This is a genomic window from Actinoplanes sp. NPDC051475, assembly GCF_040689425.1.
Classification (GTDB): Bacteria; Actinomycetota; Actinomycetes; order Mycobacteriales; family Micromonosporaceae; genus Actinoplanes.
This window is the reverse complement of sequence record NZ_JBFAZZ010000024.1, coordinates 53,693-65,528: the sequence shown is the minus strand read 5'-3', so window position 1 is coordinate 65,528 and position 11,836 is coordinate 53,693. Positions and strand designations below refer to the sequence as shown.

Here is an 11,836-nt window from a genome sequence, read left to right as displayed (position 1 = left end):
GAGGGCGCCGGGTAGCCGAGCGATCTTACGGTCCGGTGACATAACTTGGTCCCGTGACTGCCCCGCTCGACCCCGCCGCCGTCGTCGCCGAGTTCGTCGAGCGGGTGGCCCCGTACGACCCGGCGCCCGAGGCCGGTGCGGTTGCCGTGGTCGGGGTGCGTACCGCTCTCGGGGAGGCGACCTTCCAGCTCGGTGACCACGTCGTGCGGGCGATGTGCCGGGCCCTGGAGGCGTATCGCGACCCCGAGGACCGGGGTCCGTGCGTCGCGTGCGGGGGCCGCCGGCTCGACGAGAACCTGCACTGCCTCGACTGCGGCCGGCTGCACGGGATCCTCGGCGAGGTCATCGCCCGGCACGCACGGCGGGTCGCTCAGGATCCCACGTACGGCCCGTCAGCGTGATGACGGTTTCATCACGCAGCGTCGCCCCCGGCCGTTCCCGGGTGGCCGGTGTTGTGCGCCCGCTGGCCGTGATGGACGATCAGCGGGTCCCGCCCGAAGGAGTCGAGCTATCAACCGTCCCAGCCGCGCCGGTGCCGCCGTCCCGCGTACCGCCCACGCGACGTCGGGCGGGGTGATGTCGTGACCGAAGTGACCACGCCCCGGCCCGTGATGGCGCCGGAGCGGCTGCGGATCCTGCTGGTCGAGGACGACGAGGGCGACGCCTTCCTGGTACGCGAGCTGCTGGCCGAGGCCGGCGCCTCCTTCGACCTGCACATCGCGACGACCCTGCGTGAGGCTCGCGGCATGATGCACGGCGTCCAGTGCGTCCTGCTCGACCTGGGGCTGCCCGACGCCGAGGGCATCGACGGGCTTCGGAAGCTGCTCGGGGTGGCGGGCGGCGCCGCCGTCTGCGTGCTGACCGGCCGCTCCGACGAGCACCTCGGCGTCCAGGCCGTCGCCGAGGGCGCCCAGGACTACCTGGTCAAGGGGCAGGTGGACGGCGTCCTGCTGGTCCGCGCCCTGCGGTATGCCGTCGAGCGCAAGCGGGCCGACGAGAACGCCCAGCGGCTGCGCGAGGTGGAGCTGCGCCAGGCCGAGTCGGCGCGGCTGGAGCGCGGCCTGCTGCCCCAGCCGCTGATGCAGACCACCGAGGTGGCCGTCCACACCTTCTACCGCTCCGGGCGGGCGATGGGCCTGCTCGGCGGCGACTTCTTCGACGTGGTGCAGGCCGGCGACCACAAGCTGCACGTGATCGTGGGCGACGTGTGCGGGCACAGCGTCGACGAAGCGGCGCTCGGGGTCGAGCTCCGGGTCGCGTGGCGGGCGCTGGTGCTCGCAGGTGTGCCCGAGGATCAGGTCCTGGCCGCGCTGGAGCAGGTCCTCATGACCGAGCGCCGGGCCCGCGAGGTCTTCGCGACGGTGGCGATGGTCTCCTTCGACCTCGCCGGCCGCCGTGCCACCGTACGCCTCGCCGGCCACCCCCCGCCCGTGCTGCTCTCCGGCGGCAACGCCGTACCGGTGACCGCGCGGACCGGCATCGTGCTCGGCGTGCGGCCCACCCCCACCCCCGCGACCGACGTGGAGTTCTCCGGCGATGACTGGTCCCTGCTGATGTACACCGACGGACTGATCGAGGGCCACACCGGCGTGGGCAACGAACGGCTCGACGTCGAGGGACTGTGCGGGCTGCTCGGCGAGCCCGCCGCGAAGGGCGTGCCGCTGGCCGCGCTGCCGGCCTGGCTGGTCGGGCGGGCCGAGCAGGCCAACGGCGGCCCGCTTGCCGACGACGTCGCGATGCTGCTGATCTCGCGCGGTGGTGGCCGGTGAGCCTGCTGCAGGTGAGCGCGTGGACGATGCGCCGCCGCGTCCTCGCCCTGTGCGTGACCGTCGGCCTGATGCTGGCAGCTCTGGGCGTGTTCGCGGCGTTCACGGCGACGAGCAGCAACGGCCAGCTGGACGACGTGGTGAACCGGGCCAGCCCGATGCGCGCCTCGGGGGAGCGGCTCAACACGGCGGTGGTGGACCAGGAGACCGGCGTCCGCGGGTACGCGATCACCGGCCGCGACGCGAACCTCCAGCCGTACCGTGACGGGCTCGCCGCCGAGCAGGCCGAGGTCGCGGAGATCGAGAACCTTCTCGGGTCCGGTCCGCTGGACGGCCGGATCCGGGCCGACCTGGCCGAGGTCGAGCGCCTCTCCGGCGCCTGGCACTCCGCCGTCGCGGAGCCGATCCTCAACGCCGTCCGCACCCGGGGCCCGGATGCGGGCCGGACGCTGGTGGAGGCGGGCAGTACGTCGGAGTTCAATGCGGTGCGGACGGCCATCGAGCAGATGCAGACCGACATCGGCATGCTGCGTGACCGGTCGGCGACAGCCGCGAAGGACGCCAGTAAGCGCATGGTCGCCATCCAGATCGCCGCGGCCGCGATCATCATCATCGCCGGGGCCGCGCTGATGCTGCTGCTCGACCGGCTGGTGACCCGGCCGGTGACGGAGCTGGCGGCACAGGTGCGCGAGGTCGCCGGCGGCGACTACGACCGGCACATCGAGAGCACCGGCTCGCCGGAGCTGCGCGAGCTGGCCGGCGACGTGGACGGCATGCGCAAGCAGATCTCCGCCGAGCTCGCCGAGGTGCGCGAGGCGCGGCGGCAGATCGAGTGGGTCAACGAGCAGCTGAAGGCACAGGCGGACGAACTGACCCGGTCGAACCGGGATCTGGAGCAGTTCGCGTACGTGGCGTCGCACGACCTTCAGGAGCCGTTGCGGAAGGTGGCGAGTTTCTGCCAGTTGTTGCAGCGGCGGTACGCGGGTCAGCTGGATGAGCGGGCGGACCAGTACATCGCGTTCGCGGTGGACGGGGCGCAGCGGATGCAGCGGTTGATCAATGATCTGCTGGCGTTCTCCCGGATCGGCCGGTTGACATCGGGATTCACGGATGTGGATCTGAACCGGGTGCTGGCGGAGGTGCGGTCGCAGTTGGAGCCGCGGGCCGGTGAGGACGCGCGGATCGAGTGGTTGGATCTGCCGACCGTGGAGGGTGAGGAGCCGCTACTGACGACGTTGTTCGTGAATTTGATCGGTAACTCGTTGAAGTTCTGCCGTCCTGGGGTGCCGCCGGTGATCACGGTGAGCGCGGCTCAGGAGGGTGAGGAGTGGCGGATCAATGTGCGCGACAACGGGATCGGGATCGAGCCGGAGTTCGCGGACAAGGTGTTCGTGATCTTTCAGCGGCTGCATGGGCGGGATGCGTACGAGGGCACGGGGATCGGGCTGGCGATCGTGAAGAAGATCGTCGAATACCATGGCGGACGGATCTGGCTGGATCTCGACGCCACCGAAGGCACTTCCATCTGGTTCACCCTGCCGCTGCTGGCGGGGATCCCGGTGCAGGAGAAAGTGAAAGAGGTCACCTCATGACCGGTGCAATGCGGCAGGACGGAACGCCGATCGAGGTCCTGCTCGTCGAGGACGACCCGGGCGACGTGCTCATGACGCAGGAGGCGTTCGAGGAGCACAAGGTCCGCAACCGGCTCACCGTGGTCTCCGACGGCGCCGAGGCGCTCAACTACCTGCGCCGCGAGGGCCAGTACGCGGACGCCGTACGCCCGGACCTGATCCTGCTCGACCTCAACCTGCCGCGCCGCGACGGCCGGGAGGTGCTCGAGGAGATAAAGAAGGACGACGAGCTGTGCCGCATTCCCGTCGTGGTGCTGACTACGTCCGCCGCCGACGAGGACATTCTGCGCAGCTACCAGCTGCACGCGAACGCGTACGTGACCAAGCCGGTCGACTTCGAGCGGTTCATCGCGGTGATCCGCCAGATCGACGAGTTCTTCGTCAGCGTCGTGAAGCTGCCACCGCGTGCGTGACGACGTGATCGACGAGGTCACCGCCCTGATCCGGGAGGTCGCGGCGACCATCGTGCTGCCGAGGTGGCGCAATCTCGGCGACGCCGAGGTGCAGGAGAAGTCGCCGGGCGACCTCGTCACCGTCGCCGACCAGGAATCCGAGCGGGCGTTGAGCGCTGGGCTGACCGCCCTGCTGCCGGGCTCGACCGTGGTGGGCGAGGAGGCCGTCGCCGCGGATCCCGCGGTGCTCGAGCGGGTGGGCCACGACGGCGCCGTCTGGCTCGTGGACCCGGTCGACGGCACCAACAACTTCGCCGCCGGGAAGGCGCCGTTCGCCGTGATGGTCGCGCTGCTGCGCGACGGCGAGCCGGCCGCGGGGTGGATCCTCGACGTGCCCGGCGACCGGATGATCGTCGCGGAGGCGGGCAGCGGGGCCTACGTGGACGGCGTACGGCTGAAGACCCGCAGCGACGACCCGGGCGCCGACGCGCTGACCGGGTCGATCTCCCGTAACTACTTCCCGGACGAGCTGCGGGCCGGCATCGACGAGAACGCCGCCCGGCTCGGCCGGGTGACCGGCGGTCATCACTGCGCCGGGTACGAGTACCCGTCCGTGGCCACCGACGAGCAGCAGTTCGCCGTCTTCTGGCGGATCCTGCCGTGGGACCACACGCCCGGCACGCTGATCCTGCACGAGGCCGGCGGGACGGTGCTGCACCTCGACGGGTCGGCGTATCTGCCGGCGGATTCGCAGCGTGGCCTGCTCGTCGCCGCCAATCAGGACATCTGGCACACCGTCCGCGGCACCCTGCTTCCCTGAGGGGCTGCGCGTGGCTTCGTACCTTCAGGAGCTCTTCGGGCTGAGCGGCCGGACCGCGATGGTGACCGGCGGCAGTTCCGGGATCGGGCGGGCGATGGCCGGCGCGCTCGGCAGGGCCGGGGCCCGGGTCGTACTGGTCGCGCGGCGGGACGGTCCGCTGCGCGAGACCGCCGCCGAGCTGACCGCCGACGGCGTCGAGGTGGAGACGGTCGCCGTGGATCTGGCGGACCGGGCGGCGCTTCCGCGGGTGATCGGGTACGGGGAGGTGGACATCCTCGTGAACGCGGCGGCGGTGAACCGGCGCCCACCCATGGACGAGCTCACCGAGGACGACTGGGACGTCACGCTGGCGGCCAACCTGACCGCGCCGTTCCTGCTGGGGCGCCATTTCGGCCCGGCGATGGCGGCGCGCGGCTGGGGGCGGATCATCAACGTGGTCTCGCAGCAGGCCTTCCGGGCGTACGGCAACAGCGGCGCGTACGGTGCGGCCAAGGCGGGTCTCGTGGGCCTGACCCGGTCCCAGGCGGAGGCCTGGTCGAGCCGGGGCGTCACGTGCAACGCGATCGCCCCGGGAGTCGTACGTACGCCGTTGACCGAGCCGGTGTTCGCGGATCCGGAGAAGGTCGCCGTCCACGCCCGGCGGACCATGATCGGGCGTAACGGCGTACCGGAGGATTTCGCTGGTTGTGTCGTTTATCTGGCGAGTACCGCCAGCGCTGCTGTAACCGGCCAGACACTCTTCGTCGATGGTGGGTACTCGGCGACGTGATCGATCTGCTTTCTTCGTGGTGGGCGGGGTAGAGTCACCCGCGCTTACGACTGGAGGTAGATCGTGGCGGCGACACTTCCTGGCCGGGCGAAGCACGCCCTGGCACTGCTCGCGGCACTGCTGGTGCTGCTCGTCGCGCCCCCGGCACACGCGGCACCCGGCGGCGACGACGAGGGCGGCAGCAAGACCCTGCGCGCCCAGCTCGAGTCCGCGGCCAAGGGTCATCTGCAGGCCCAGCAGAAGCTCGAGGCGTCCAAGAAGCGGCAGGTCCAGCTGAAGGCCACCCTCAAGCAGGCGCAGGAGAAGTCCGTGGTGCTCGACGGGCGGGTCAAGGAGATCGCCAATCGCTCCTATCGGCAGGGCCGCTTCAGCACCATGGCGATGCTGATCAACAGCAGCTCGCCGGACGCGTTCATGGACCGCATGCTGCGGCTCGACCAGATGGCGCAGGTCGACGGTCACGCCCTGACCCAGTACAAGGACGCGGTGACCCTCGCCGAGAAGGCGACCCGGGCCATCGAGAACGAGATCAAGGAGCAGCAGAAGCAGGTCACCGTGCTGGCCAAGAAGAAGCAGCAGGCGGAGAGCGCCCTCGCCGCGGCCGGTGGCGGCGCGGTCGCCGGCGGCTTCATCAACGCCAACTCGCCGCTGGCCAGGGCGGCGCCGCGCAACTCCGACGGCTCGTGGCCCCGGGAGACGTGCACGATCAACGACCCGACCACCTCCGGGTGCATCACGCCGCGGCTGCTGAACGCGTACCAGCAGGCGAGGGCGGCCGGGTTCAAGCACTACACGTCTTGCTTCAGCCACCGCGAGTCCGGCGAGCACCCCAAGGGCCGGGCCTGCGACTTCGCCGCCGCGCCCGGCGGCTTCGAGAACGTCAACGCCAGCGGCAGCGACCGTACGTACGGCAACAACCTGGCCGCCTACTTCGTGCGCAACGCGAGTCGTCTCGGCGTGATGTACGTGATCTGGTACCGGCAGATCTGGTTGCCGAACACGGGCTGGCGGTCGTACAGCGGCTCGGGCGGACCGGCGGCGACACACACCAACCACGTACACCTGTCGATCCTGTAGATCGGACGGTCCCGTCGGTAGCATTCCGCCGATGGAATCCCCACGGGCCCTGCCGTCCGCGCTCGCGACCGCGCTGGTCTTCTTCGCCAGCGGCGCCGTCCTCGTCCTCGAGATCGTCGCGCTGCGCCTGGTCGGGCCGTACGTCGGCGTGACCCTGCAGGTCAGCAGCTCGGTGATCGGCATCTCGCTGGCGGCCATCGCGTACGGGACCTGGCTCGGCGGCCGGCTCGCCGACAAGTACGACCCCCGGCTGCTGCTCTCCCCGGCGCTGCTGCTCGCCGCGATCACCACGGCGATCACCCTGCCGCTGGTGCGTTGGGGCGGGGAGATCCTGCGCGGAGGGGCAGCCCCGGCGGTACTTCTGCTCGCCGCGCTGGCCGTCTTCCTGCCGGCGTTCCTGCTCTCCACGATCACGCCGTTGACCGTGAAGCTCCAACTCGGCGACCTGCGCCGGACCGGCGAGGTGGTGGGCCGGCTCTCCAGCTTCGGCACCCTCGGTGCGATTACCGCCACGCTCGGCACCGGCTTCATCTTCGTCGCCGCGATGCCCAGCAGCTGGATCGTGCTGACCCTCGCCGCGCTGCTCGCCCTCGCCGGCTTCGGCCTCGGCTGGTGGCTGCACCGGCGCCACCCCGACCTGGTTCTGCCGGGCAAGCCGCGGACCAGGGCCGTGCTCGTCACCGTGGGGCTTTTCGGGGCCGGGCTGGGCGCCACGGCACCGACGCCGTGCGACATCGAGACCGCGTACCACTGCGCCCGCGTCGACGCCGACCCGAAGCGGGCCGGCGGGCGGACGCTGCTGCTGAACTCGGCGCGGCACTCGTACGTCGACCTGGGCGACCCGACGCACCTGGAGTTCGCGTACGTCCAGTGGATCGGCGCCCTCGTCGACATCCAGAAGACCGGCGGCGCCCCCATCGACGCCCTGCACCTGGGCGGCGGCGGTTTCACGGTGCCCGAGTACGTCGCGAAGACCCGTCCCGGCAGCAACCAGCTGGTCCTGGAACTGGACGGCGGCCTGGTCGACCTCGACCGGCGGGAACTGGGGCTCACCACCGGACCGCAGTTGCGCGTCCAGGTCGGCGACGCCCGCGTCAGCCTCGCCCGGCAGGCCGACCGCGCGTACGACATGGTGGTCGGCGACGCGTTCGGCCACCTCGTCGTCCCGTGGCACCTCGCCACCCGCGAGACGGCCGCGGACATCTCCCGCGTCCTGCGCGACGGCGGCCTGTACGCCCAGAACGTCATCGACTACCCGCCGGACCGCTTCATCCGCGCGGAACTGGCCACGGTCGCCGACGTCTTCCCGCACGTGGCCGTCATCGCGCCGAAGGCCGCCCTGGCGGGCCAGATCGGCGCCAACTTCGTCATCGTCGCGTCCCGGTCGCCGTTGGCGCTCGACGAGATCCGCGCCCACCTCGATCTGGTGGACGAGCCGGTCGAACTGGTGTCCGGAACCGCCCTCGAAGCCTTCGTCGGGGACGCCCGGGTCCTGACCGACGATTACGCACCGGTTGACCAGCTGCTGGCCGGCTGAACAGGCTGATCTGGACAAAACGCCTGGGGAGACGTATTTGTCCGACGCCCCCTGGCAGGGCCGTCCCTCGGGCAACAATCGGCACATGGGGTGGCTGGCGACCGGGAGACAGGACGGCCACGTCGGCGGCCGGTACCGCCTGATCGAACGACTCGGCACCGGCGGCATGTCGGTCGTCTGGCGGGGCCACGACGAGGTCCTCGGGCGTCCGGTCGCGGTGAAGGTGCTCTCCCCCGAACACGCCGGCGACGCGGCGTTCCGGCGGCGGCTGCGGCAGGAGGCGCTGGCCGCGGCCCGGCTGTGCCATCCGCACATCACCGGGGTCTTCGACTTCGGCGAGTCACCGCTGGACGAGAACGTCACCGTCCCGTACGTGGTCATGGAGCTCAACGACGGCGAACCGGTCTCCGCCCGGCTGCGCCGCGAAGGCCCGTTCCCGTGGCGCAGCGCGGTGACGGTCGTCGCCGAGGTGGCGTCCGCCCTGGCCACCGCGCACGCCCGCGGCATCGTGCACCGCGACGTCACGCCCGCCAACATCATGCTCACCGGCTCAGGCGCCAAGCTCGTCGACTTCGGCATCTCCGCCCTCGCCGGCCAGCGGGACGCCGCACCGGACGGCAGCCTGCTCGGCACCCCCGCCTACCTGGCCCCCGAGCGGCTGGGCGGCGGCCAGGTGGCGCCGGCCGCCGACGTGTACGCGCTGGGCCTGCTCCTCTACCGCCTGCTCACCGGCCGCCTGCCGTGGCCCGCCGAGACCACCACCGAGGCGTTGCGGGCGCACCTGTACGCGGATCCTGAGCCCGTACCGGAGCTGCCCGGCATGCCTCCCGAGGTTGCCGACCTGTGTTTGCGCTGCCTCGACAAGCGGCCGGAGCACCGGCCGGGCGCGGACGAGGCCGCGGCCGTCCTGGCCGGGCTCGTGGGCCTGCAACCGATCATCCCGCCGGTCGCGGCCCCGGACACGCCGCCCGTGCTGGCGGGTTTCCGCCCGACGCCGCATCCGGAGCCCCGCCCGCGCCAGCGCCGCCTGCGGTTGCGAACCGGGTGGCGCGTCGCGCGGGCCCTGCGGATCGGCGGCCCGGTGCCGCTCGGTGGCGGGCTGTTCCGCGGCGGAGTGCTGGCCCGCGACCTGCTCAGCGGAGGCCGCCTCGGGCAGGCGGTCCTCGCCGCCCGGCACCGCGTCCAGGCCGCGGTGGCGACGCTCGTGCTGATCGCGGCCGTGGGGCTGGTGTGGTCCGCGACCCGCGAGCCGGCCGACGCGGGCACCGCCCAGGCCGCGGCGGCGGGCGCCGGAAAGGGAGCGGTGGTCCCGCACGGTACGGGCTGCAAGGTCCGCTACCGGGTGCAGCGGGACACGGGTACGGACTTCGGCGCCCAGCTCACCGTGGTCAACACCGGCGAGCACGCGCTCACCGGATGGCGCCTCGAGTTCCTGTTCGCCGGCGGCCAGCGGCTCACCGTGGCGCCGAAACGACTCTCCCAGCGGGGCCGCCGGCTGGTGCTGCGCCCCAGCAAGGGCGTCGAGCTGCGGCCGGGCCGCTCGGCCAGCGTGACGCTCAGCGGCAGCTACCGGGTCAGCAACCCCCTCCCGCTCTCGTTCCTGCTCAACGGGCACCAATGCCAGGTGGAGGTCCTCGGCGCGGTGATCGCCGCACCGCCCCCGCCGCCGACTGTCGCCCCACCGTCGACTTCGGACTCGACGCCCCGTAAGAAAGACCGCGCCAAACCTCCGGCGGAGAAGCCCAAGGGCGGCTTCTCGGTGGCCATCTAGGCCGTTGCCGCCGCGAACTGCTCCACCTGGGATGTGCTGCCGGCGACGATCAGGATGCAGCCGCTCGCGACGATCGTCTCGGGACGCGCGTACGTGAAATCCTCGCCCGGCAGTTTGGTCCCGACGACCGTGACCCCCCACTTGCTGCGCAGGCCGATGTCGGCCAGCGACCGGCCCACGGCCTCGCGTGGCGCCCGGACCTTCGCGATGGCGAAGCCGTCGTCGAACTCGATGTAGTCGAGCATCCGGCCGGTGATCAGGTGCGCGACCCGCTCGCCCATCTCCGACTCGGGGAAGATGACGTGCCCGGCGCCGACCCGGGACAGGATCTGCCCGTGCTTGACGCTGGTCGCCTTCGCCCAGATCTCCTGGACGCCGACCTCCGCGAGGGTGAGCACGGTCAGCACGCTGGTCTCCAGGTTGGTGCCGATGCCGACCACGGCCCGGGAGAAGTCCTGGACGCCGAGCTGGCGAAGCGCGTCCGTGTCGGTCGCGTCCGCCTCGACCACATGAGTCAGCCGGTCCGACCAGTCCTGCACGATCCGCGGATCGGAGTCGATGCCGAGCACCTCGTGGCCGAGGTTCAGGAGCGAATCGGCGACCGCACCGCCGAAGCGGCCCAGTCCCACGACGACGACGTTGTCGGTTGCTTCCTTGTCAGCCAACGAGGGGCCTCTCTTCCGGATAGCGGTAGAGCCGGCGACGGGTGTTGAGCGCGATCGCGGTGCCGACCGCGATGGTGCCGACCCGGCCGACGTACATGAGAACGACCAGCACCATCTGCGCGGCGGAATTCAGCTCCGGCGTGATGCCGGTGCTCAGCCCGACCGTGGCGAACGCCGACGTCACCTCGAAGAGAGCGCGGTCGAACGGCACGTCGTCGGTGAACAGGATCAGTGCGAGCGTCCCGCCCCCGACCAGGGCCACACCGAGCAACGCGACCGTGATCGCCTGCCGCTGCGTCTCCTCCGCGATCCGCCGCTTGCGGACGACCACATCGGGCTCGCCCCGGATCTCCGCCCAGATGACGAAGGCGAGCAGCAGGAACGTCGTCACCTTGATGCCACCCGCGGTGCTGGCACTGCCCCCGCCGATGAACATCATCCCGTTCGTGACGGCGATGGTCTCGGTGTTCATCGCGCCGAGGTTGATGCTGTTGAAGCCGCCCGAGCGGGTCATGACGTCCTGGGTGAAGGCGGCCAGAACCTTCGCCGGGGTACTCAGCGGACCGAGCGTCCCCGGATTGCTCCATTCAAAAGTCAGGAAGACGAGAAAGCCGAACAGGCTGAGCAGCAAGGTGCCCCACACCGTCAGCCGGGTGTGGGTCGACCACAATCCAGCGGTACGCCACTCGCGCGCGAGCTCGAAAATCACCGGAAAGCCGATCGAGCCGCCGAGCACACCCAGGGCCAGCGGTACGCAGATCCACCAGTCCCCGACGAACCGCACGAGGCTGTCCGGGTACAGCGCGAACCCGGCATTGTTGAAGGCCTGCACGGCGTGGAAAACGGCTTCCCACGCGGCCCGCCCGAACGGATAGTCGTACGCCAGCCAGAACCGCAGGGTGAGCACCACACTGATGGCGGCCTCGGACGCGAACATGAGCAGCGCGACCCGGATCAGCACGCCCCCGATGTTCCCGCCGAAGAGCCCCGCGCTCTCCGCCTGAGCCAGCAACCGGCTCCGCAACCCCAGCCGCCGCGACACCAGCAGGCTGAGCAGCGTGGCCAGCGTCATGATCCCGAAACCGCCGATCTGGGACAGCACGGTGAGCAACACCAGGCCGAAGCCCGACCAGTACGTCGGAGTGTCGACCACCGACAACCCGGTGACGCAGACAGCGCTCGTGGCGGTGAACAGCGCGGTGACGAACGGCGCATGCCCTGGCTCAGCCCGCGCAGCAGGAACCATCATGAGCGCTGTCCCGACGGCGATGGCCCCGAGGAAAGCGATCGGCACGATGCGCGCCGGGTAGCGCCACGGCGAACGAGCACGCACCGCTGGAACCTCCCGATCTTGTTGGCTAAGGTCCTTCATTACCCGGCAGAAAGGGTGCGTGATGCAACTCGACAT

At 71.0% G+C, this 11,836-nt stretch carries 11 protein-coding genes; 9 read left to right on the top strand and 2 right to left on the bottom strand.

The genetic code is table 11. From position 1 onward, the window contains the following. The first annotated feature begins 53 nt into the window (after positions 1 to 53). The 9 genes from AB0368_RS34735 to AB0368_RS34695 all read left to right on the top strand — a co-directional run bounded on the left by AB0368_RS34735 (position 54) and on the right by AB0368_RS34695 (position 9,763). Positions 54 to 401 carry a hypothetical protein gene (locus AB0368_RS34735; protein ID WP_366158270.1) on the top strand — a complete coding sequence of 116 codons (348 nt, stop codon included), beginning with the start codon at positions 54 to 56 and terminating at the stop codon, positions 399 to 401. A gap of 210 nt (positions 402 to 611) precedes the next feature. Then, positions 612 to 1,769, top strand: coding sequence for a fused response regulator/phosphatase (locus AB0368_RS34730; RefSeq protein ID WP_366158306.1), 1,158 nt, complete (start codon positions 612 to 614; stop codon positions 1,767 to 1,769). Continuing rightward, positions 1,766 to 3,358 (top strand): ATP-binding protein, encoded by a 1,593-nt coding sequence (locus AB0368_RS34725; protein ID WP_366158269.1) that lies wholly within the window; start codon positions 1,766 to 1,768, stop codon positions 3,356 to 3,358. Before AB0368_RS34730 ends, AB0368_RS34725 begins: the two co-directional genes overlap by 4 nt. Beyond that, positions 3,355 to 3,810: a response regulator gene (locus AB0368_RS34720; protein WP_366158268.1), complete on the top strand. Its 456-nt coding sequence runs from the start codon at positions 3,355 to 3,357 to the stop codon at positions 3,808 to 3,810. Before AB0368_RS34725 ends, AB0368_RS34720 begins: the two co-directional genes overlap by 4 nt. After that, complete coding sequence (locus tag AB0368_RS34715; RefSeq protein WP_366158267.1) at positions 3,803 to 4,609, top strand: inositol monophosphatase family protein; 807 nt, start codon at positions 3,803 to 3,805, stop codon at positions 4,607 to 4,609. Before AB0368_RS34720 ends, AB0368_RS34715 begins: the two co-directional genes overlap by 8 nt. A gap of 10 nt (positions 4,610 to 4,619) precedes the next feature. Beyond that, entirely contained in the window at positions 4,620 to 5,378 is a 759-nt protein-coding gene (locus AB0368_RS34710) for an SDR family oxidoreductase (protein ID WP_366158266.1), read from the top strand. Positions 5,379 to 5,441: 63 nt separating this feature from the next. Next, a complete protein-coding gene (locus AB0368_RS34705; RefSeq protein ID WP_366158265.1) occupies positions 5,442 to 6,455 on the top strand; it encodes a hypothetical protein in 1,014 nt (337 codons plus the stop codon). 31 nt (positions 6,456 to 6,486) lie between these two features. Further along, positions 6,487 to 7,992 carry a fused MFS/spermidine synthase gene (locus tag AB0368_RS34700; RefSeq protein ID WP_366158264.1) on the top strand — a complete coding sequence of 502 codons (1,506 nt, stop codon included), beginning with the start codon at positions 6,487 to 6,489 and terminating at the stop codon, positions 7,990 to 7,992. Between the two features lie 85 nt (positions 7,993 to 8,077). Then, entirely contained in the window at positions 8,078 to 9,763 is a 1,686-nt protein-coding gene (locus AB0368_RS34695; protein WP_366158263.1) for a serine/threonine-protein kinase, read from the top strand. Here the strand turns inward: AB0368_RS34695 and AB0368_RS34690 are convergent. Together AB0368_RS34690 and AB0368_RS34685 are read right to left on the bottom strand one after the other, a co-directional pair. Next, positions 9,760 to 10,428, bottom strand: coding sequence for a TrkA family potassium uptake protein (locus tag AB0368_RS34690; RefSeq protein ID WP_366158262.1), 669 nt, complete (start codon positions 10,426 to 10,428; stop codon positions 9,760 to 9,762). The two genes, AB0368_RS34695 and AB0368_RS34690, sit on opposite strands and share 4 nt — an antisense overlap. After that, a complete protein-coding gene (locus AB0368_RS34685) occupies positions 10,421 to 11,722 on the bottom strand; it encodes a potassium transporter TrkG (protein WP_366158305.1) in 1,302 nt (433 codons plus the stop codon). The genes AB0368_RS34690 and AB0368_RS34685 overlap by 8 nt, the downstream gene beginning before the upstream one ends. Positions 11,723 to 11,836 lie beyond the last annotated feature (114 nt).

Excerpts from the sequence above, each read along its gene's own strand:
- AB0368_RS34695 (WP_366158263.1), top strand. The coding sequence starts at position 8,078 with ATGGGGTGGCTGGCGACCGGGAGACAGGACGGCCACGTCGGCGGCCGG.
- AB0368_RS34700 (WP_366158264.1), top strand. The coding sequence starts at position 6,487 with ATGGAATCCCCACGGGCCCTGCCGTCCGCGCTCGCGACCGCGCTGGTC.
- AB0368_RS34720 (WP_366158268.1), top strand. The coding sequence starts at position 3,355 with ATGACCGGTGCAATGCGGCAGGACGGAACGCCGATCGAGGTCCTGCTC.
- AB0368_RS34730 (WP_366158306.1), top strand. The coding sequence starts at position 612 with ATGGCGCCGGAGCGGCTGCGGATCCTGCTGGTCGAGGACGACGAGGGC.